This window comes from Achromobacter sp. CSND-B12, from assembly GCF_052906545.1.
Map to the genome: position 1 here is coordinate 5399484 of NZ_JBREGJ010000001.1, position 20386 is coordinate 5419869.

Below are 20386 nucleotides of genomic sequence, written 5' to 3' on the forward strand. Positions count from 1 at the left end.
CCGGCGGCCCGCCGCGGGCCCGCGGCGGGCGCGGTTTTTTCTCGTGTCAACCGGTCCTGGTCGGGATGGATGGAGTCATGACGGAATTCTTCAAGGACGCGGCAGAGTACCTGCCGATATTGCTGGAGGGCGCCAAGCTCACCATTCTGGTGACGCTGGGCTCCCTGGTGCTGTCCACCCTGCTGGGGCTGGTGTGGGCGCTGATGCGGGTGTCGGGCAACAAATACCTGTCCAGGTTCAGCGCGGGCGTGATCAATCTGCTGCGCGGCATCCCGATCATCGTGCTGCTGTTCTATATCTACTTCGTGATGCCGGACATGGGCATCGCGCTGACGGCGGTGCAGGCCGCCATCATCGGCCTGGGCATCGCCTACTCGGCCTACCAGGCCGAGAACTTCCGCGCCGGCATCGAGGCCATCGACCGCGGCCAGATCGAGGCGGCCATGGCGATGGGCATGAGTTGGAGCATGACCATGCGGCGCGTGGTGCTGCCGCAGGCCGTCAAGATCGTGCTGCCGCCCTACGGCAACATCATGATCATGATGCTCAAGGACTCGTCGCAGGCGTCCACCATCACGGTGGCCGAGCTTGCCCTGCAGGGCAAGCTGATCGCGGTGTCGACCTTCAAGAACGCAACCGTGTTCTCGCTGGTGGCGCTGATGTACCTGGTGATGTGCGTGCCGCTGATCCTGCTGGTGCGGCATCTGGAAAAGAGGAGTGCCGCCAAATGATCGAACTCAAGGGTGTGCGCAAGAGCTTCGGGTCGCTGGAGGTGCTCAAGGGCATCGACGCCGAGGTCAGCAAGGGCGAGGTGGTGTGCGTGATCGGGCCATCCGGTTCGGGCAAGTCCACCATCCTGCGCTGCATCAATGGGCTGGAGCGCTACAACGCCGGCCGCATCACCGTGGATGGCGAACTGGTGGATTGCGATGCGCCGTCCATCGTCTCCATCCGCACGCAGGTGGCGATGGTGTTCCAGCGCTTCAACCTGTTTCCCCATCGCACCGCGCTGGAAAACGTGGTGGAAGGGCCGATCTACGTAAAGGGCGAGCCGCGCGCGCAGGCTTTGGCGCGTGGCCGGGAATTGCTGGCCAGCGTCGGCCTGGCCGACAAGGCCGACGCCCATCCGCCGCAACTGTCCGGCGGCCAGCAGCAGCGCGTGGCGATCGCGCGGGCGCTGGCCATGCAGCCCAAGGCGATCCTGTTCGACGAACCGACCTCGGCGCTCGATCCCGAGCTGGTCGGCGACGTGCTGGGCGTGATGCGCAAGCTGGCCGAGGCCGGCATGACCATGGTCGTCGTGACGCACGAGATGAGCTTCGCGCGCGAGGTCGCCGATCGCGTCATGTTCTTTGACGGCGGCGTGATGGTGGAGCAGGGCGCCGCCCGTGAAGTGCTGAATCACCCGCAGCACCCGCGCACGCAGGATTTCCTGCGCCGCGTGCTGCATCCCATGTGAGGAACCATCATGTCGCAGACGCCGTTTCCGCTTTCCCCGTCGCTCTGGGCCGCCACCGCGGCGGCGCCGCCGGACACGCAGCCGCTGGCGCAGTCCGCGCAGGCTGACGTGCTGGTGGTGGGTGGTGGTTACGCCGGCCTGAGCACAGCGCTGCACCTGGCCGAGCAGGGCGTGCGCGTGGTGTTGCTGGAGGCGCGCGAGATCGGTTTTGGCGGCTCGGGGCGCAACGGCGGACAGGTCATTCCCGGCCTGAAATACGATCCTGACGCGCTGATCGCGATGTTCGGCGGCGAGCGCGGTGAGCGCCTCGTGCGCTTCGCCGGCGCCACCGCCGATTCGGTCTTCAACCTGATCGAGCGGCATGCGATGGACGTGCCGCACGTGCGCAATGGCTGGATCCAGGGCGCGCACAACTCCGCGGCGCTGGAGCTGGCGCACGCCCGCGCCGCGCAATGGGCGCGCCATGGCGCCGACGCGCAACCGCTGGACAAGGCGCAGGTGGCTCGCCTGATCGGCACCGATCGCTACCTGGGCGGCTGGGTCGACCGGCGCGCGGGCGCGGTGCAGCCGCTGAGCTATGCGCGCGGGCTGGCGCGCGCCGCCTTGAACGCCGGCGCCGTGATCCATACCGACACGCCCGTTACCGGGTTCAAGCGCGACGGCGGCAAGTGGACCGCCACCACCGCTGGTGGCCCCAGCGTGACCGCCGACCGGGTGGTGATGTGCACCAATGCCTACGGCGCCGACCTGCTGCCCGGCCTGAAACCCTCCATCATCGACGCCAATACCTTCCAGGTGGCCACCACGCCCTTGCCGGAGCGGCTGCGCGCGGGCATCTTTCCGGAAGGCCACGTCACGTCCGATACCCGCAACCTGCTGCTGTATTTCCGTCTCGATCACCAGGGGCGGCTGCTGATGGGCGGGCGCGGACCCTTCCGCGAGCCCAAGGGCCCGCAGGACTGGGCCCACCTGGAGCGGGTGATGGTGAAGATGTTCCCGCAGGTGGCGGGCACGCCGTTCGAGTACCGCTGGTGCGGCCGCGTGGCCATCACCCGCGACTACCTGCCGCACCTGCACGAACCGCAGCCCGGCTTGCTGGTGGATATCGGCTGCCAGGGGCGCGGCGTGGGCCTGCAGACCAGCATGGGCCGCGCCATGGCGCAATACCTGGTCAGCGGCGATGCCAAGGCGCTGCCGGTGCCGCTGTCGCCGGTGAAGCCGTTCCCGCTGTATGGTTTGCGTCGCCTGTACGTCAACGCGGTGGTCACGTGGTATCGCATGACCGACGGCGGGGTGTAGGCAGGCAGGATCGCGCAGGCGAAAAAAAGCCCCGGACGCCGTCCGGGGCTTTGCATGGGCGCCAGTCTGGCGATCAGTTGCCCAGCTTGCCGCGCTGTTCACGCACCTTTTGCAGCGTCTCGCCGAATTGCGCCATGCGGGCTTTTTCCTGCTCGACCACGGCGGCCGGGGCGCGCTCGACGAAGCTGGCGTTGGACAGTTTGCCGTTGGCCTTGGCGATCTCGCCTTCCAGGCGGGCGATTTCCTTGTCCAGGCGCACGCGCTCGGCCGCCACGTCGATCTCGACGTGCAGCATCAGGCGGCTCGCGCCCACCACCTGCACCGGCGCGCCGGCGTCGGGCAGGGTGTCCAGCACGTCGACCTGGCTGAGCTTGGCCAGCGCGGCCAGGTAGGGGGCGTTGCGCGTCAGCGTGGGCGCATCGCCCTGGGCGCACAGCGGCACCTTCTGGGCCGGCGACAGGTTCATCTCGCCGCGCAGCGCGCGCACGGCCTCGACCTGGGCCTTCAATTCGGCGACGTCCGCTTCGGCGGCGGTGTCCACGGCGGCCGGGTTGGCCTGCGGGTACGGCTGCACGCTGACGCTGTCGGCCACGCCCTGCTTGCGCTTGCCGGCCACCACCGAGACCTTCTGCCACAGTTCTTCCGTGATGAACGGAATGATCGGGTGGGCCAGGCGCAGCACGCCCTCCAGCACGCGGATCAGCGTGCGGCGCGTGCCCAGCTGCTGGGCCGGCGTGCCGGTCTGGATCTGCACCTTGGCCAGTTCCAGGTACCAGTCGCAGTATTCGTCCCAGACGTAGCGGTACAGCGCGTTGGCGACGTTGTCGAAGCGGTAGTCGGCGAAGCCGCGCGCCACGTCGGCTTCCAGCGCCTGCAGCTGGCTGACGATCCAGCGGTCGACGAAGGAGGTTTCGCCCGCGTCCGCACCGGTCAGGTCGTGGCCTTCGGTGTTCATCAGCACGAAACGGGTGGCGTTCCAGAGCTTGTTGCAGAAGTTGCGGTAGCCCTCGCAGCGTTTCAGGTCGAAGTTGATGTTGCGGCCCAGGGTCGCGTAGGCGGCCATGGTGAAGCGCAGCGCGTCGGCGCCGAAGGCGGGGATGCCGTCCGGATACTGGCGGCGCGTGGCCTTTTCGATGGCGCCGGCCTGCTTGGGGTTCATCAGGCCGTAGGTGCGCTTGGCCACCAGGCCATCCAGGTCGATGCCGTCGATCAGGTCGATCGGATCGAGCGTGTTGCCCTTGGACTTGCTCATCTTCTGGCCGTCGGCGTCGCGGATCAGGCCGTGCATGTAGACGTGCTTGAACGGGATCTTGCCGGTCAGGTGCGTGGTCAGCATGACCATGCGCGCAACCCAGAAGAAGATGATGTCGAAGCCGGTGACCAGCACGCTGGACGGCAGGTAGCGTTCCAGGTCGGGCGTCTGGTCGGGCCAGCCGAGGGTCGTGAAGGGCGCCAGGCCCGAGGAGAACCAGGTGTCGAGCACGTCCGGATCGCGCTTGAGCTCGCCGGTGACGCCGGCGGCGCGGGCCTGCTGGATGGCTTCGGCTTCGTCGTGGGCGACGAACACCTGGCCGTCTTCCGCGTACCAGGCGGGAATCTGGTGGCCCCACCACAGCTGGCGCGAAATGCACCAATCCTGGATGTTGTTGAGCCACTGGTTGTAGATGGTGGTCCAGTTGTCCGGGTAGAACTGGATGCGGCCGTCGGCCACGACTTCCAGCGCCACTTCGGTGATGCTCTTGCCCGGATTGAGCGTGCCCTCGGGGGCCGGCTTGCTCATGGCGACGAACCACTGGTCGGTCAGCATGGGCTCGAGCACCACGCCGGTGCGGTCGCCCTTGGGCTGCATCATCTTGTGCGGCTCGACCTTGACCAGGTAGCCCTCGGCTTCCAGCTGGGCGACCACGGCCTTGCGGGCCTCGTAGCGCTCCATGCCCTGGAACTGCTTGGGACCGTTCTCGTTGATGTGCGCGTCGAGCGTGAAGATCACGATCAGCGGCAGGTCGTGGCGCATCGCGCAGGCGTAGTCGTTGAAGTCGTGCGCGCCGGTGATCTTGACGCAACCGGTGCCGAATTCAGGGTCGACGAAGTCATCCGCGATGATGGGGATGTTGCGGTCGCACAGCGGCAGCTCGACTTCCTTGCCGACCAGGTGCTTGTAGCGCGGGTCTTCGGGGTGCACGCACAGCGCGCCGTCGGCCAGCATGGTCTCGGGACGGGTGGTGGCGATGGTCATGCCGCGCAGGGTGACCGTCTGGCCGTCCTTGTCGACGATGGTCTGCGGACCGTCGACGAAGGGGTAGAGGATGTGCCACATGTGGCCATCGGTCTCTTCCGACAGGACTTCGAGGTCGGACACGGCCGTCAGCAGCTTGGGGTCCCAGTTGACCAGGCGCTTGCCGCGGTAGATCAGGCCCTGTTTGTGCAGGCGCACGAAGGTTTCCACCACGCCGCGCGACATGCGTTCGTCCATGGTGAAGTATTCGCGCGGCCAGTCGGCGGAGGCGCCCAGCCGGCGCACCTGGCCGGTGATGGTGCTGCCCGATTTTTCCTTCCATTCCCACACTTTCTCGAGGAATTTCTCGCGGCCGAGGTCGTGGCGCGAAACCTTCTGGGCGTCGAGCTGTCTTTCAACGACGATCTGCGTGGCGATGCCGGCATGGTCCGTCCCCGGAATGAAGACGGTGTCGTCGCCCAGCATGCGGTGGTAACGGATCAGACCGTCCATGATGGTCTGGTTGAACGCATGGCCCATGTGCAGGGTGCCTGTCACATTGGGCGGCGGGAACTGGATGACGTAGGGTTGCGCTTCCGTCCCTGTTTTTACGTGCGACCCGGCGGCGAAGTAGCCGCGCTTGTCCCACTCGGCGTACCAGCGGGATTCGAGTTCGGCGGGTTCGAAGCTCTTGGAGAGTTCCGGGGAGTCGGTCGCGGCGGGCGCGGCGTTCGGGGGAGCGGCTTGAGTCATTACAGGGTTCCGGCAGACAGGGCGCCCGGTCGATGGAAACGGGCAAGCAAACCGCTCATTTTAAGATGTAATGCGGTCGTATCGGCGTGTTAGAATACCGGGTTACTGTAAACCTTTTAGAAGTCCCTGAATTCATTGAGGTTTCGCCAAAAGTTCATTGAAAAAACGCTGAGGATTTCAGCACAATGGACCGAGCGAACATTCAGTGCGGGATAACTCCGAAGGGTTGGCAGTGTCGAATCCCCGCCTTGGCACAGGCGGCCGGGACGGCCCGGAACACGCTGTCGTGACACAGCGGGTCCGAGTCGCTTGCGCGCCCATGGCGCGCTGCCGCTTGAAGGGTGACACCAACAAGCGCAGGCCACGCCAGGCAATCATAGAAACCAGTCAGCAATCCGTTTTTGGAGTTCCCATGTCCGTCCAACGCACCCTCTCGATCATCAAGCCCGACGCCGTCGCCAAGAACGTCATCGGCCAGATCGTCGCCCGCTTCGAGCAAGCCGGCCTGAAGGTCATCGCCGCCCGCCTGGCCCAGCTGTCGCGCGCCGACGCCGAGCGTTTCTACGCCGTGCACAAAGAGCGCCCCTTCTTCAAGGACCTGGTCGACTTCATGGTCTCGGGCCCCGTGTTCGTGCAAGTGCTGGAAGGCGAAGACGCCATCCAGAAGAACCGCGACCTGATGGGCGCCACCGATCCCAAGAAGGCCGCCCCGGGCACCATCCGCGCCGACTTCGCCGACAGCATCGACGCCAACGCCGTGCACGGCTCGGACGCGCCGGAAACGGCCGCTGTCGAAGTGGCTTTCTTCTTCCCCGAAATCAACATCCACAGCCGTTGATTTCCAGGAAATCGTTTTAGCGTCATAGCAATACCAGGTCATGGAATCCGTCGAACGAATCAATCTGCTGGGGCTGGACGGCTCCGCCCTGTCCGAACTCGTCGGGCAGTGGGGCGGCAAGCCGTTTCGCGCCCGCCAGCTGCAGCGCTGGATGCACCAGCGCGGCGCGGATTCGTTCGACGCCATGACCGACCTGGCCCGCGATTTCCGCGGCCAGCTGGCGTCGCGTTGCGTCATCGAGGCGCTGGCCGTCAATACCGAGCAACGCTCGTCCGACGGCACCCGCAAGTGGCTGTTCGACGTGGGCCAGGGCAACGCCATCGAAACCGTCTTCATTCCTGAAGACGATCGCGGCACCTTGTGCATCTCCAGCCAGGCTGGCTGCGTGGTGAACTGCCGTTTCTGCTCGACCGGGCACCAGGGGTTCAACCGCAACCTCAAGACCAGCGAGATCATCGGCCAGCTGTGGTGGGCCAAGCGCGTGCTGGAAGCCGACATCGGCACCGCGCGCCTGGAAAGCGCCCGCGCCACCGACGATACCCGCGTCATCAGCAATGTGGTCATGATGGGCATGGGCGAGCCCCTGCTCAACTACGACCAGGTGCTGCCGGCCCTGCGCCTGATGCTCGACGACAACGCCTATGGCCTGTCGCGCCGCCGCGTCACGGTGTCGACCTCCGGCGTCGTGCCGATGATGGACCGCCTGTCGCAGGACTGTCCGGTGGCGCTGGCCGTGTCGCTGCATGCGCCCAACGACGCGCTGCGCGACGAGCTGGTGCCGCTGAACAAGAAATACCCGCTGAAGGAGTTGCTGGCCGCGTGCGAACGCTACCTGGCTTTCGCGCCGCGCGACTTCATCACGTTTGAATACTGCATGCTGGATGGCATCAACGACACCGACCAGCACGCCAGGGAACTGATACACATTGCCCGCCAGATCCGCTGCAAGCTGAACCTGATCCCGTTCAATCCCTTCCCCGCCTCCGGCCTGAAGCGTTCGCCTTCGGCCCGCGTCAAGGTGTTCGCCCAGCGTCTGATGGACGCCGGCATCATCACGACGGTGCGCAAGACCCGGGGGGACGATATCGACGCCGCTTGTGGTCAACTGGCTGGAGAAGTGCGCGACCGTACCCGCATCACCGAGCGGAACGCCGCGCAGCGCCAGACCATACCAATTAGACAGGTGCATGCATGACGCAGGATATCGCTTCTGCAGTTTCAGAGACGCCCGCGAGCGCGGGCGGTTCGGGCAATGTGGGCTCGGCGCTGCGCACGCTGCGCCAATCCAAGGGCTGGTCGCTCGATGAAGTGTCCAGCCGCATCAAATTTTCGGCCAAGCAGATCGAGGCGCTGGAAAACGAGCAGTGGGGCGAACTGCCCACCGGTGTGTCGCTGCGCGGCCTGATCCGCAACTATGCCCGCATGCTGGGCGCCGATTCCCAGGCGATCGTCGACTCGCTCGATCCCAAGGCCCGCGTCACCGGCCCGGTCAAGCTGAGTCCGGGCGCGCTGCATTCGGCGCATTCCATTCCCCAGTCCGGCGCCGACGACGATCGCGCGTCGTCGACCTCCTGGGGCTGGCTGATCGCCATCGTGCTGGTGCTTGCCGCCGGCGTCGCCTATGCCTTCTGGCAGGGCTGGCTGCCGCAGCAATGGCTGGCGTTCGACTGGCTTCCCAAGCTGTCCAAGTAAATACCGGTTTCGCCGATGCAAGATTCCTCTCTGCCTTGCCAGGATGCGCCGCCGCCCTCCGTGGGCGCGGCTCCCCGCCGCGCCACGCGTTCGGTGGCGGTGAAGTGGGGCGACCGCACGGTCATGATCGGCGGCGATGCGCCGGTGGTGGTGCAGTCCATGACCAACACCGACACCGCCGACGCCATCGCCACGGCGATCCAGGTCAAGGAACTGGCGCAGGCCGGCTCCGAGATGGTGCGCATCACCGTCAATACGCCCGAAGCCGCCAGGGAAGTGATGGCGATCCGCGAGCAGCTCGACCGCATGGGCGTGGATGTGCCGCTGGTGGGCGACTTCCACTACAACGGCCACAAGCTGCTGACGCAATTCCCGGACTGCGCCCAGGCGCTGTCCAAGTACCGCATCAACCCCGGCAACATGGGCGGCGGCAAGCGCCGTGACGACAACTTCGCCCAAATGATCGAGGTGGCCTGCCGCTACGACAAGCCGGTGCGCATCGGCGTGAACTGGGGCAGCCTGGATCACGAGCTGATGGCGCGCAAGATGGACGAAAACAGTCGCCGCGCCCAGCCCTGGGAAGCGCAGGCGGTGATGCGCGACGCGCTGGTGGTGTCCGCCATCAGCAACGCCCAGCGCGCCGAGGAACTCGGCCTGCGCCGCGACGCCATCATCCTGTCGTGCAAGGTCAGCCACGTGCAGGACCTGATCGCGGTCTACCGCGACCTGTCGGCGCGCTGCGACTATCCGCTGCACCTGGGCCTGACCGAAGCCGGCATGGGCAGCAAGGGCATCGTCGCCTCGACCGCCGCGCTGGCCGTGCTGCTGCAGCAGGGCATCGGCGACACCATCCGTATCTCGCTGACGCCGGAACCCGGCGGCGACCGCGGCCGCGAGGCCGTGGTGGCGCAGGAGATCCTGCAGACCATGGGCCTGCGCGCGTTCACGCCCATGGTGGTGGCCTGCCCCGGTTGCGGCCGCACCAGCAGCACGTTCTTCCAGGAACTGGCCGATAGCATCCAGTCCTACCTGCGCCGGCAGATGCCGGTGTGGCGCGCCCAGTACCCCGGCGTCGAAAGCATGAACGTCGCGGTCATGGGCTGTGTGGTCAACGGGCCTGGCGAAAGCCGCCACGCGGACATCGGTATCAGCCTGCCGGGCACCGGCGAGGTGCCGGCCGCGCCGGTGTTCGTCGACGGCGAGCGCACGGTCACCCTGAAGGGCGACCACATCGCCGAAGAATTCCAGGCCATCGTTGAAGACTACGTCGCGCGCCGCTACGGCGCGCTCGCCTCTCATTAAAAGAAAGGGTGTGGCCGCGAGGCGCGCTTGCCAGCGCGCGGGGCGGCATGATCAAGATGACTCAAGCTTTCCAGAAAGTAGCCGCCATCCGCGGCATGAACGACCTGCTGCCAGGGCCCAGCGCCCGCTGGGAGCAATTCGAGGAAATCGTGCGCGGCTGGCTGCGCGGCTATGGCTATCGCAACGTGCGTACGCCCGTGCTTGAGCATACGCGCCTGTTCACGCGCGGCATCGGCGAAGTGACCGACATCGTCGAAAAAGAGATGTACACGTTCACCGATGCGCTCAATGGCGAATCGCTGACCATGCGGCCCGAGATGACCGCCGGCATCGTGCGCGCCTCGATCGAGCACAACCTGCTGTACGACCGCCCGCAGCGCGTCTATTCGATCGGCCCGGTGTTCCGCCACGAGCGCCCGCAGCGCGGCCGCTACCGCCAGTTCCACCAGATCGACGTCGAGGCGCTGGGCTTCGCCGGTCCCGACGTGGACGCCGAACTGATCGTCATGCTGGCCCGCCTGTGGAAGCTGCTGGGCCTGACCGACGTGCGCCTGGAACTGAACTCGCTGGGCCAGCCGGCCGAGCGGGCCGCGCACCGCGCCGCGCTGATCGCGCACCTGGAAAAGCACGTCGACATCCTGGACGAGGACGGCAAGCGCCGCCTGTATACCAACCCGCTGCGCGTGCTGGACACCAAGAACCCCGCCATGCAGGAAATGGCCGACAGCGCCCCGCGCCTGTTCGACTTCCTGGGCGAGGAATCGCGCGCGCACTTCGACGGCGTGTGCCAGCGCCTGACCGACGCCGGCATCGAATACCGCCTTAATCCGCGTCTGGTACGCGGACTGGACTACTACAACCTGACCGTTTTCGAATGGGTCACCGACCGCCTGGGCTCCCAGGGCACGGTGTGCGGCGGCGGCCGCTATGACGGCCTGATCGAACTGCTGGGCGGCAAGCCCGCGCCGGCCGTGGGCTTCGCCATCGGCATGGAACGCCTGCTGGATCTGTGGGAGCAGAGCGTGCAGGTCGAAGCGCCGGCCGAATGCGACGTCTATGTCGTGCACCAGGGCGAAGACGCGCAGCGCCTGGCCGCGCGCGTCGGCGAAGACCTGCGCGACGCCGGCCTGGCGGTGGTGGTGCATGCCGGCGCCGCCAGCTTCAAGTCCCAATTCAAGCGCGCGGACGCCAGCGGCGCCCGGGTTGCGGTTATCCTTGGCGCCGATGAAGTGGCTTCGCAGACCGCCAGCATCAAGTTCCTGCGCGCCGACGCCCAAGGCGATGGCGCGCAGCAGCAAGTCCCGTTGGCGGGCTTGGCCGACGTATTGAATCTCAAGGGTTAGCATGGCATACGATCTGGAAGAACAGGAAAAACTCGACGCGATCAAGGCGTGGTGGGCCCGCTACGGCACCCTGGTGATGCTGCTGGTGGCCGCTGTGGCGCTGGCCTGGGGCGGCTGGTGGGGCGCCAAGGCCTACCAATCGCACAAGGCCAACCAGGCCATGGGCTATTTCGAGGCGCTCGAAGACGCGGCCCGCCTGGGCGGCGCCGATTCGTCGGTGCGCATCAAGGCCGCCGCGGCGACCCTGCGCGAGCAATACGGCTCGACCGGCTACGCCACCCGCGGCGCGCTGGTGGCGGCCCAGGCGCTGCAGGCCCAGAAGGACGTCGACGGCGCGCGCCAGCAGCTTGAATGGCTGGCCGGCCAGTCCAAGAACCCCTCGATGCAGGCCGTCGCCCGGCTGCGCCTGGCGGGCCTGTTGCTCGACCAGAAGCAGTACGACGCCGCGCTGGGACAGCTGAACAATGCGCCGGCCGCCTTTGCCGCCTTGTTCGCCGACCGCCGCGGCGATATCCTCGCGGCGCAAGGCAAGCGCGATGAAGCGCGTGCCGCGTGGCAAAGCGCCATCGATGGCCTGGGCACGGCGAATCCGCTGACCCAGGTCGTGCAACTGAAACTGGATGCCCTGAGCGGAGCGTGACTGTAATGCGTAAATTTGCTTTTGGTCGTACGACGTGGCGTGGCGCGGTATGCCTGACGGGCCTGTTGGCGCTGGGCGGCTGCGGCCTGTTTTCCCATGACGATGGCCGTTACGACCCCGCTCCCCTGACTGAATACAAGGCCGGCATGTCGGTGCGCCAGGTCTGGTCGACCTCGATCGGCAGTGGCTCCGGCCTGGGCTTCGCGCCCACCGTGCTGAACAATGCGATCTACGCCGCCACCCCCGACGGCTCGGTCGGCAAGTTCGACCTGCAAAGCGGCCGTCCCATCTGGAAGTCGCAGGCGGGCGTGAAGCTGACGGCGGGCGCCGGCAGCGACGGCACCACCACCGCCGTGGCTTCGCCCGATGGCGACGTGGTCGCATTCGACGACAGCGGCAAGGTCAAGTGGAAGGTGCGCGCCACCAGCGACGTCAATATCTCGCCGGTGGTGGGGTATGGCATCGTCGTGGTCCGCAGCGGCGACTACCGCATCCAGGCCTTCGATGCCAACAACGGCGAACGCCTCTGGAGCGTGCAGCGCCCCGGCCCGGCGCTGGCCCTGCGCAGCGCCGCGCAGATGGTGCTGGCCGAAGGCCTCGTCATCACCGGCCTGCCGGGCGGCAAGCTGATGGCCATCGCCTCCGACAGCGGCAACGTGCAATGGGAAGGCACCGTCGCCACCCCGCGCGGCGCCAGCGACCTGGAACGCCTGACCGACGTGGTCGGCTCGCCCCAGATTGCCGGCAACCTGCTTTGCGCGGTGGCCTATCAAGGGCGTATCGTGTGCTTTGACGTCACGGCCGGCGGCCGTCCGATCTGGGCCAAGGACTTTTCCAGCGTCAGCGGCATGGTCCTGGATCAGCGCTTTGCCTATTCGGCCGACCAGAACAGCGTGGTCAACGCTTTCGCGCTCGACAACGGCGGCAACGTCTGGAAGCAGGCCGCGCTGAAGAACCGCCAGCTCACCGCTCCGGCCCTGCTGGGCGGCGCGCTCGCGGTCGGCGACCTGGACGGTTACGTGCATTTCCTGTCGCGCAGCGATGGCAGCCTGATGGCGCGCCTGTCCGTGGGCGGTGGCGCCGTGGTCTCGCCGCCGCAGACGACTTCCCAAGGTGTGCTGGTCCAGACGGGCAATGGCAATCTCGTCCTGATCGGCACCAACTAAACCCTCAAGAACAAAGCCTTACACCGTGTCTTTCAAGCCTGTCGTTGCCCTGGTCGGCCGCCCCAATGTGGGGAAATCGACCCTATTCAATCGCCTGACGCGATCGCGCGCCGCGCTGGTGGCCGATTTTTCCGGTCTGACCCGCGATCGCCACTACGGCGAGGGCAGGGTGGGCGAGATCCCCTTCATCGTCATCGACACGGGCGGTTTCGAGCCGGTCGCCAAGGACGGCATCCTGCTGGAGATGGCGCGCCAGACCCGGCAGGCCATCGCCGAGGCCGACGTCGTGGTGTTCCTGGTGGACGCCCGCGCCGGCCTGAACGCGCATGACCACGAGATCGCCATATTGCTGCGCAAGTCGGGACAGCAACGCGTGCTGCTGGCGGTGAACAAGGCCGAGGGCATGGGGGCGGGCGCCGCCATCGCCGAATTCCACGAGTTGGGCCTGGGGCAACCCTATCCCATCTCGGCGGCGCACGGCGACGGCATCGTCGACCTGATCGAACTGGCCCTGCAGGACCTGGCCGAGCCGCCGGCCGAGGAAGAAGAACCCGCCGAAGAGGGCGAGCACGATCACCGCATCAAGCTGGCCATCGTGGGTCGCCCCAATGTCGGCAAATCCACGCTGATCAACACGCTGATGGGCGAGGAGCGCGTGATCGCGTTCGACATGCCCGGCACCACGCGCGACGCCATCGAGATCGACTTCGAGCGCGACGGCCGCCGCTACACGCTGATCGACACCGCCGGCCTGCGCAAGCGCGGCAAGGTGTTCGAGGCGGTTGAAAAGTTCTCGGTCATCAAGACGCTGCAGGCCATCGAGGCCAGCAACGTGGTGCTGCTGATGCTGGACGCGCAGACCGAGATCTCCGAGCAGGACGCCCACATCGCCGGCTTCGTGCTGGAAACCGGCCGCGCCGTGGTCGTGGCCGTCAACAAGTGGGATGGCCTGGACGGCGAGGAAAAGGAACGCATCGAGCGCGAGTTCATGCGCAAGCTGCGCTTCCTGTCGTTCGCTCGCGTGCACACCATTTCGGCCCTGCGCGGCCAGGGCATCAAGCCGCTGCTCAAGTCGGTCAATGCCGCCCACGCCGCCGCCTTCGCCAAGCTGTCCACGCCCAAGCTGACGCGCGAGCTGCAGGCCGCCGTCGAGCAGCAGCCGCCGCCCCGCAAAGGCATCTTCCGTCCCAAGATGCGCTATGCGCACCAGGGCGGCCAGAATCCCCCGCTGGTGGTCATCCACGGCAACGCGCTGGATGCGGTGCCGGATTCATATCGCCGCTACCTGGAAACCCGTTTCCGCAACGCGTTCGACCTGGCCGGCACGCCGCTGCGGATCGAATTCAAGTCTTCGCACAACCCCTACGCGCAGGAAAGCTGATCCATGAGCCGTTTCTGGAGTCCCGTGGTCGGGACGCTCAGTCCGTATGTGCCGGGCGAGCAGCCCAAGCTTCAGAACCTGGTCAAGCTGAACACCAACGAGCACCCCTATGGGCCATCGCCCAAGGTGCTCGAGGCGATCCGCGCGGCGTGCGACGACACGCTCAAGCTCTATCCCGATCCGTCGTCCGACCACCTGCGCCAGGCCGTGGCGAAGGCGGTGGGGGTGGCGCCGGCTCGCGTGTTCGTGGGCAACGGCTCCGACGAAGTGCTGGCGCACGCCTTTCTGGCGCTGCTCAAGCATGAACGCCCGCTGCGCTTTCCGGACATCACCTACAGCTTCTATCCGGTCTATTGCGGCCTGTACGGCATCGACTACGAGACCCTGCCGCTGACCGACGATTTCCGCATCGACGTCGAAGACTACCTGCCGGGCCGCCGCGGTCAGGCCGGCGCCATCATCTTCCCCAATCCCAATGCGCCCACCGGCCGCGCGCTGAGCGTGGCCGAGATCGAGCGCGTGGTGGCCGGCAATCCGGACACCGTGGTGGTGGTGGACGAGGCCTATGTCGATTTCGGCGCCGAATCGGTGATTCCGCTGACCGAACGCTACGACAATCTGCTGGTCATCCAGACGCTGTCCAAGTCGCGCTCGCTGGCGGGCCTGCGGGTCGGTTTCGCGGTGGGCAGCCCGGAACTCATCGATGGCCTGGAGCGGGTCAAGAACAGCTTCAACTCCTATCCCGTGGATCGGCTGGCCTCGGCCGGCGCGGTCGCGGCGCTCGAGGATGTCGAGTATTTCGAGCAGACCCGCCAGGCGGTGATCCAGACCCGCGGGCGGATGACGGCGGGCCTGCAGGCGCTGGGCTTCGAGGTGCTGCCGTCCAGCGCCAACTTCGTGTTCGCCCGGCATGCGTCGCGCGACGCCGCCGAGTTGGCGGCCGGCCTGCGCGAACGCAGCATCATCGTGCGGCATTTCCGCTTGCCGCGCATAGACCAGTTTCTGCGTATTACAGTGGGAACCGACGCCCAGTGCGAGTTGCTGCTGAAGGCGCTCGCCGAGGTCGTTTGACCCCCGGCTGAAGGGCCTTTCCGGCGGAAAACTCTGGTGTCATCTTTTGCATCCGACACAAGTAGCACGGGCCGGGAAAACCCTGTAGAGTACATGTTTCGGCGTGCCCCACCTGTAAAAAGCGCGTCATCACCCAATAACAAACAAATGGAGCCTGGCCAATGAGCAATAAAGGGCAAACTCTGCAAGATCCGTTCCTGAACACGCTGCGCAAGGATCATGTGCCGGTGTCGATCTACCTGGTGAACGGTATCAAGCTTCAAGGGCAAATCGAATCTTTCGACCAATACGTGGTGCTGCTGCGTAACACGGTCACGCAAATGGTCTACAAGCACGCCATTTCCACCGTCGTTCCCGCCCGCGCCGTGAATTTCCAGGTGGAAGTCCCTGCTGAGTAATCTCGCTCCCGCAGTACCTTTTATTGCCCGCCGGACGGTCGACGTCGGCGGGCATTTTCGCTTTGGCTCCAAAATGGTGCATGTATGCGCGCACTGATCATCAGCGTGGATCTGGGTGATCCCGACTTCACGGCCCACGCCGAGGAATTCGCCATGCTGGCCAAGGGCGCCGGCGCGGAAATCGTCGGCACGCTCACGGCCCGCCGCGACCGTCCCGACGCCAAGTTCTTCATCGGTTCCGGCAAGGCCGACGAAGGCGTGGGCATGGCCCAGGCGCTGCTGGCCGACATCGTGCTGTTCGACCAGCCCTTGTCGCCCGCCCAGCAGCGCAACCTGGAACGGGTATTCAACCTGCGCGTGGTGGACCGCGTGGCGTTGATCCTGGATATCTTCGCGCTGCGCGCCAAGAGCCACGAAGGCAAGCTGCAGGTCGAGCTGGCCCAGTTGCAGCACCTGGCCACGCGCCTGACCCGCATGTGGAGCCACCTGGAGCGGCAACGCGGCGGCATCGGCATGCGCGGCCCTGGTGAATCCCAGCTCGAAATGGACCGCCGCATGATCGGCGCCAAGGTCAAGACGCTGCGCGAACGCCTCGATCGCGTCGAGCGCCAGCGCGTCACGCAGCGGCGCGCGCGGGCCCGCGGCGGCGCCTTGTCGGTGTCGCTGGTGGGGTACACCAACGCCGGCAAGTCGACATTGTTCAATGCCTTGACCCGGGCCGATACCTACGCCGCCGACCAGTTGTTCGCCACGCTGGACACGACTACCCGTCGCATCTGGATCGAAGGGGCGGGCAACGTGGTGGTATCGGACACCGTGGGCTTCATCCGCGACCTGCCGCATGACCTGATCGCGGCGTTCCGCGCCACCCTCGAAGAGACCGTGCACGCGGATCTGCTGCTGCACGTGGTCGACGCCGCCAGTCCGCAGCGCGATGAACAGATCTTCGAGGTCAACAAGGTCCTGGCCGAAATCGGCGCTGCCGCGATTCCCACCATTCTGGTATACAACAAGATCGACCGCGCTGGCCTGGAACCCCGGGCGGAGCGTGATGCCCATGGTACGATTGCGCGAGTATTTGTAAGCGCCACCGAGCGCGCCGGTTTGGACGCGTTGCGCGGGGCAATTGCGGAGACCGGACAGATTGTGGGAAACAATGCCTCGAATTATCAAACTCTTCAATCTGAATGACCCCGGCTGGGGTCGTGGAAACAATAATGGCTCCGAGCCGCCGCCCAAGCGGCCCCAAGGCAACGGAGACGGTCCGCCCGACCTCGACGAGGTCTGGCGCGATTTCAATAATCGCATCGGATCGTTGTTCGGCCGCAAGGGCGGGGGCGGCAACAATCGCCCTGGCGGCAATCGCGGCGGCATGACGCCGCCGTCACCGCGGGGTGCGCGCATCGGGCTGGGGGTGATCGCCCTGGTCGCGGTCGGCATCTGGGCGGCCAGCGGTTTCTACATCGTGCAGGAAGGCCAGGTCGCCGTCGTCACGCAGTTCGGCAAATACAAGAGCACTTCGCAAGCCGGCTTCCAGTGGCGCCTGCCTTACCCCATCCAGAGCCATGAAATGGTCAACGTGTCGCAACTGCGCACGTTCGAGGTCGGTTTCCGAGGCGGCGCCCGCAACAAGGTGCTGCCCGAGGCGCTGATGCTCACGACGGACGAGAACATCGTCGACATGCAGTTCGTCGTGCAGTACCGCCTGCGTGCCGATGGCGCGCCCGACTACCTCTTCATGACGCGCGACCCGGACGATTCCGTGCGCCAGGCGTCTGAAACCGCCATGCGCGAAGTGGTCGGCAAACAGTCCATGGACTTCGTGCTGTACGAAGGCCGGACCACGGTCGCCAGCCAGGTCCAGGCGCTGATGCAGCAGATCCTCGACCGCTACCAGACTGGCGTGCAGGTCAGCACGGTCGCCATCCAGAACGTGCAGCCGCCCGAACAGGTGCAGGCCGCGTTCGACGACGCCGTCAAGGCCGGCCAGGACCGCGAACGCCAGATCAACGAAGGCCAGGCCTACGCCAACCAGGTCGTGCCGCTGGCCAGCGGCCAGGCTTCGCGCATGATGGAGCAGGCCGAAGGCTACCGCGCCAAGGTGACCGGCGACGCGCAGGGTAATACCGCGCGCTTCACCAGCATCCTGGCCGAATACGAGAAATCCCCGGTGGTCATGCGCCAACGTATGTACCTGGAGAGCATGCAGGACATCTTCACGCGCGCCAGCAAGGTCATGGTCGACACCAAGAGCAACAACAACATGTTGTATCTGCCTCTGGACAAGATCATGCATCTGGCCGCCCAGGACGCCAGCAAGTCCGCGGTAGGCAATCCCGGATCGCCCGCATTGGTCAGTCCGCCGCTACAAGCGCCACTGCGTGGCAACGTGGCGCCGGCTCCGCAACCCTCCGGCAGCAGCAATAGCAACGCGCTGCCCCGCGACCGCCAGTCGCGCTAACCCGGAGGATTCTTGATCATGCAACGTCTTATGCCCATCCTGGTCGGCCTGCTCATCGTGCTGGCCGCCCTTTCTTCCTGCGTGTTCGTGGTGCGCGAGCGCGACTACGCCCTGGTGTTCTCGCTGGGTGAAGTGCGCAAGGTCATCAGCGAGCCCGGCCTGTACTTCAAGGCGCCGCCGCCGTTCCAGAACGTGGTGACGCTGGACAAGCGCATCCTGACCATCGAAACCAATGAAGCCGAACGCATCCAGACTTCCGAAAAGAAGAACCTGCTGATCGACTCGTACGTCAAGTGGCGCATCGCGGATCCCCGCCTGTACTACGTGACCTTCGGCGGCAACGAACGCGCCGCGCAGGAACGCCTGCAAGCGCAGATCCGCGACGCGCTCAACGCATCGGTCAACGTGCGCACGGTGCGCGACGTGGTCTCGACCGAACGCGACAAGATCATGGCCGAGATCCTCACCAACGTGGCCAAGCGCGCCGAGCCGTTGGGCGTGCAGATCGTCGACGTGCGCCTGCGCCGCATCGAATTCGCGCCCGAGATCTCGGAGTCGGTGTACCGCCGCATGGAAGCCGAACGCACCCGCGTCGCCAACGAGCTGCGCTCGATCGGCGCCGCCGAGGGCGAGAAGATCCGCGCCGAAGCCGACCGCCAGCGCGAAGTGATCGTGGCCCAGGCCTACGCCAAGGCCCAGACGATCATGGGCGAGGGCGATGCCGCGGCCGCCGCTATCTACTCGCAGGCCTACGGCAAGAACCCGCAGTTCTATACGTTCTACAAGAGCCTGGAAGCCTATCGCGCCTCGTTCTCGAAGCCGGGTGACGTGCTGGTGGTAGACCCCAGCTCCAGCTTCTTCCAGTTCATGAAGGATCCCACCGGACAGGCGCTGGCTCCGGTGACGGTGCCCGCCAAATAAGGCGAGCGGCGCTCGCGCCAGCCCCAAGAAGCCCCTTGGTTTTCCAAGGGGCTTTTTTCCGCCGGCGCGATGGGCGGGAGGGCAATCGGGGACGGTTACACGGTGGGGATGGTCCGGCTGGCGCTGCTGGCTGAACCATGTACAATACCGCGTAAGCTAGAAAACATTCCGCAGCGGCTGAGCGGGCTTACGCCCCCTCAGCCGCTTTTTCGTTTGGGCGACGCCCACGCATCTCTAGGCGTTATTCAGGTAAACATTCATGGGTAACTGGTTGCTGCCCGAGAGCCTTGCCGACGTACTTCCGGCAGAGGCCCGGCGCATCGAGGAATTGCGCCGCGAACTTCTCGATCTGTACCGTACTTACGGCTTCGAGTTGGTCGCGCCGCCCCTGGTCGAGTACATCGATTCATTGCTGTCCGGCACCGGCAGCGATCTGGATCTGCGTACCTGCAAGCTGGTCGACCAACTGTCGGGCCGCACGCTGGGCGTACGCGCCGACATGACTCCCCAGGTCACGCGCATCGACGCGCACTTGTTGAACCGCGCCGGCGTGACCCGCCTGTGCTACTGCGGCAACGTGCTGCACGCCCGCCCGGCGGATCTGCTGTCCAGCCGCGAGCTGCTGCAGATCGGCGCCGAGATCTACGGCCATGCGGGCTTCGAGGCCGACCTCGAAATCGTCCAGCTGGTGCTGGAAACCGTGGCCATTGCCGGTGTGCGCAATCCGCGCCTGGTGTTGTGCCATCCGGGCGTGCTGCGCGCCATCGTCGAATCCGATCCGGCCGCCGCCGCGGTGTCGCCGGACGTCATCCGGCTGATGCGCGAAAAAGACGTGCCGGGCCTGACCGAACTGGCCGCGCGCACCGCCGGCATGCGGGCCGAAACGCTCAAGGCGCTGCAACTGCTGCCCAAGCTCTATGGCGGACCCGAAGTGCTGAAGCGGGCCCGTCACGATTTGCCGCTGCTGCCCGGCGTCGTCGCGGCGCTGGATGCGCTGCAGGTGCTGGTGGATGGCATGGCCAATGTCGACGTGGGCGTCGACCTGGCCGACGTGGATGGCTACGGCTACCACTCCGGCATCAAGTTCGCGCTGTACGCCGAAGGCTGGCGCGATGCGCTGGTGCGCGGCGGCCGCTATGACGATGTCAGCCTGGCGTTCGGACGCGCGCGTCCGGCCACCGGCTTCAGTCTGGATTTACGCAAGCTGGCGGCGGGTTTGCCGCCGGCGGAACGGGCGCGTGCGGTTCGCGCGCCCTGGGGGCAGGCCCCCGCCCTGACCGAGGCGGTCCGCCGCCTGCGCCGGTCAGGGGAAATCGTCGTTCAGGTATTGCCCGGTCACGAGCAGGATCAGGACGAATTCGTTTGCGATCGCGAGCTGGCGCTGCAGGATGGCGCCTGGACGGTCAGAACGCTGTGACTAACTCCCTCTCGGCAACGAGAGGGCCGC

At 66.1% G+C, this 20386-nt stretch carries 18 protein-coding genes; 17 read left to right on the plus strand and 1 reads right to left on the minus strand.

Annotated elements, in window-relative coordinates:
• Nucleotides 1-77 precede the first annotated feature (77 nt).
• The 3 genes from ACUTAG_RS25435 to ACUTAG_RS25445 are packed head-to-tail and all read left to right on the plus strand — an operon-like array spanning nt 78 to nt 2758.
• Nucleotides 78-731: an amino acid ABC transporter permease gene (locus ACUTAG_RS25435; RefSeq protein ID WP_006387846.1), complete on the plus strand. Its 654-nt coding sequence runs from the start codon at nt 78-80 to the stop codon at nt 729-731.
• Nucleotides 728-1459, plus strand: coding sequence for an amino acid ABC transporter ATP-binding protein (locus ACUTAG_RS25440; RefSeq protein ID WP_006387847.1), 732 nt, complete (start codon nt 728-730; stop codon nt 1457-1459). The genes ACUTAG_RS25435 and ACUTAG_RS25440 overlap by 4 nt, the downstream gene beginning before the upstream one ends.
• 9 nt (nt 1460-1468) lie before the next feature.
• Complete coding sequence (locus ACUTAG_RS25445; protein ID WP_054486058.1) at nt 1469-2758, plus strand: NAD(P)/FAD-dependent oxidoreductase; 1290 nt, start codon at nt 1469-1471, stop codon at nt 2756-2758.
• Nucleotides 2759-2831: 73 nt separating this feature from the next.
• Here the strand turns inward: ACUTAG_RS25445 and ACUTAG_RS25450 are convergent, their stop codons facing one another.
• A complete protein-coding gene (locus ACUTAG_RS25450) occupies nt 2832-5726 on the minus strand; it encodes a valine--tRNA ligase (protein WP_020926925.1) in 2895 nt (964 codons plus the stop codon).
• A gap of 412 nt (nt 5727-6138) precedes the next feature.
• Between ACUTAG_RS25450 and ndk the strand changes: the two genes are divergently transcribed.
• The 14 genes from ndk to ACUTAG_RS25520 all read left to right on the plus strand — a co-directional run bounded on the left by ndk (nt 6139) and on the right by ACUTAG_RS25520 (nt 20356).
• Nucleotides 6139-6564 (plus strand): nucleoside-diphosphate kinase, encoded by a 426-nt coding sequence (gene ndk / locus ACUTAG_RS25455; protein WP_006387851.1) that lies wholly within the window; start codon nt 6139-6141, stop codon nt 6562-6564.
• Between the two features lie 40 nt (nt 6565-6604).
• Nucleotides 6605-7759: a 23S rRNA (adenine(2503)-C(2))-methyltransferase RlmN gene (rlmN, locus tag ACUTAG_RS25460; RefSeq protein ID WP_006387852.1), complete on the plus strand. Its 1155-nt coding sequence runs from the start codon at nt 6605-6607 to the stop codon at nt 7757-7759.
• Nucleotides 7756-8256, plus strand: a complete 501-nt coding sequence (locus ACUTAG_RS25465) for a helix-turn-helix domain-containing protein (protein WP_006387853.1) — start codon at nt 7756-7758, stop codon at nt 8254-8256. The genes rlmN and ACUTAG_RS25465 overlap by 4 nt, the downstream gene beginning before the upstream one ends.
• Nucleotides 8257-8271: 15 nt before the next feature.
• Nucleotides 8272-9558 (plus strand): flavodoxin-dependent (E)-4-hydroxy-3-methylbut-2-enyl-diphosphate synthase, encoded by a 1287-nt coding sequence (gene ispG / locus ACUTAG_RS25470; protein ID WP_026383460.1) that lies wholly within the window; start codon nt 8272-8274, stop codon nt 9556-9558.
• Nucleotides 9559-9614: 56 nt separating this feature from the next.
• Nucleotides 9615-10901 carry a histidine--tRNA ligase gene (gene hisS, locus ACUTAG_RS25475; protein WP_026383459.1) on the plus strand — a complete coding sequence of 429 codons (1287 nt, stop codon included), beginning with the start codon at nt 9615-9617 and terminating at the stop codon, nt 10899-10901.
• 1 nt (nt 10902) lies between these two features.
• Nucleotides 10903-11541 (plus strand): YfgM family protein, encoded by a 639-nt coding sequence (locus tag ACUTAG_RS25480; protein WP_020926929.1) that lies wholly within the window; start codon nt 10903-10905, stop codon nt 11539-11541.
• Between the two features lie 5 nt (nt 11542-11546).
• The gene (gene bamB / locus ACUTAG_RS25485; protein WP_020926930.1) at nt 11547-12707 is read left to right on the plus strand and encodes an outer membrane protein assembly factor BamB; all 1161 of its coding nucleotides are present in this window, start codon (nt 11547-11549) and stop codon (nt 12705-12707) included.
• A 25-nt stretch (nt 12708-12732) separates the two neighbouring features.
• Nucleotides 12733-14088: a ribosome biogenesis GTPase Der gene (gene der / locus ACUTAG_RS25490; RefSeq protein WP_446650377.1), complete on the plus strand. Its 1356-nt coding sequence runs from the start codon at nt 12733-12735 to the stop codon at nt 14086-14088.
• 3 nt (nt 14089-14091) lie between these two features.
• Complete coding sequence (hisC, locus tag ACUTAG_RS25495; RefSeq protein WP_026383457.1) at nt 14092-15159, plus strand: histidinol-phosphate transaminase; 1068 nt, start codon at nt 14092-14094, stop codon at nt 15157-15159.
• A gap of 161 nt (nt 15160-15320) precedes the next feature.
• Nucleotides 15321-15557 (plus strand): RNA chaperone Hfq, encoded by a 237-nt coding sequence (gene hfq, locus ACUTAG_RS25500; protein ID WP_006218585.1) that lies wholly within the window; start codon nt 15321-15323, stop codon nt 15555-15557.
• An 84-nt stretch (nt 15558-15641) separates the two neighbouring features.
• Nucleotides 15642-16748 (plus strand): GTPase HflX, encoded by a 1107-nt coding sequence (gene hflX / locus ACUTAG_RS25505; protein WP_006387860.1) that lies wholly within the window; start codon nt 15642-15644, stop codon nt 16746-16748.
• Nucleotides 16714-18018 carry an FtsH protease activity modulator HflK gene (gene hflK / locus ACUTAG_RS25510; RefSeq protein WP_006387861.1) on the plus strand — a complete coding sequence of 435 codons (1305 nt, stop codon included), beginning with the start codon at nt 16714-16716 and terminating at the stop codon, nt 18016-18018. Before hflX ends, hflK begins: the two co-directional genes overlap by 35 nt.
• A gap of 18 nt (nt 18019-18036) precedes the next feature.
• Nucleotides 18037-18939, plus strand: a complete 903-nt coding sequence (hflC, locus tag ACUTAG_RS25515; protein WP_006387862.1) for a protease modulator HflC — start codon at nt 18037-18039, stop codon at nt 18937-18939.
• A 259-nt stretch (nt 18940-19198) separates the two neighbouring features.
• On the plus strand, nt 19199-20356 hold the full coding sequence (locus ACUTAG_RS25520) for an ATP phosphoribosyltransferase regulatory subunit (RefSeq protein ID WP_006387863.1): 1158 nt from the start codon (nt 19199-19201) through the stop codon (nt 20354-20356).
• The last annotated feature ends 30 nt before the right edge of the window (nt 20357-20386 follow it).

Bases quoted from the DNA above. Each gene is read 5' to 3' on its own strand.
- ACUTAG_RS25465 (WP_006387853.1), top strand. From the start codon at position 7,756: ATGACGCAGGATATCGCTTCTGCAGTTTCAGAGACGCCCGCGAGCGCG.
- ACUTAG_RS25520 (WP_006387863.1), top strand. From the start codon at position 19,199: ATGGGTAACTGGTTGCTGCCCGAGAGCCTTGCCGACGTACTTCCGGCA.
- bamB (WP_020926930.1), top strand. From the start codon at position 11,547: ATGCGTAAATTTGCTTTTGGTCGTACGACGTGGCGTGGCGCGGTATGC.
- ACUTAG_RS25435 (WP_006387846.1), top strand. From the start codon at position 78: ATGACGGAATTCTTCAAGGACGCGGCAGAGTACCTGCCGATATTGCTG.
- hflX (WP_006387860.1), top strand. From the start codon at position 15,642: ATGCGCGCACTGATCATCAGCGTGGATCTGGGTGATCCCGACTTCACG.
- hisS (WP_026383459.1), top strand. From the start codon at position 9,615: ATGACTCAAGCTTTCCAGAAAGTAGCCGCCATCCGCGGCATGAACGAC.
- ndk (WP_006387851.1), top strand. From the start codon at position 6,139: ATGTCCGTCCAACGCACCCTCTCGATCATCAAGCCCGACGCCGTCGCC.
- ACUTAG_RS25450 (WP_020926925.1), bottom strand. From the start codon at position 5,726: ATGACTCAAGCCGCTCCCCCGAACGCCGCGCCCGCCGCGACCGACTCC.
- ispG (WP_026383460.1), top strand. From the start codon at position 8,272: ATGCAAGATTCCTCTCTGCCTTGCCAGGATGCGCCGCCGCCCTCCGTG.
- ACUTAG_RS25480 (WP_020926929.1), top strand. From the start codon at position 10,903: ATGGCATACGATCTGGAAGAACAGGAAAAACTCGACGCGATCAAGGCG.
- hflC (WP_006387862.1), top strand. From the start codon at position 18,037: ATGCAACGTCTTATGCCCATCCTGGTCGGCCTGCTCATCGTGCTGGCC.
- hisC (WP_026383457.1), top strand. From the start codon at position 14,092: ATGAGCCGTTTCTGGAGTCCCGTGGTCGGGACGCTCAGTCCGTATGTG.
- ACUTAG_RS25445 (WP_054486058.1), top strand. From the start codon at position 1,469: ATGTCGCAGACGCCGTTTCCGCTTTCCCCGTCGCTCTGGGCCGCCACC.
- hfq (WP_006218585.1), top strand. From the start codon at position 15,321: ATGAGCAATAAAGGGCAAACTCTGCAAGATCCGTTCCTGAACACGCTG.
- ACUTAG_RS25440 (WP_006387847.1), top strand. From the start codon at position 728: ATGATCGAACTCAAGGGTGTGCGCAAGAGCTTCGGGTCGCTGGAGGTG.
- hflK (WP_006387861.1), top strand. From the start codon at position 16,714: ATGCCTCGAATTATCAAACTCTTCAATCTGAATGACCCCGGCTGGGGT.
- rlmN (WP_006387852.1), top strand. From the start codon at position 6,605: ATGGAATCCGTCGAACGAATCAATCTGCTGGGGCTGGACGGCTCCGCC.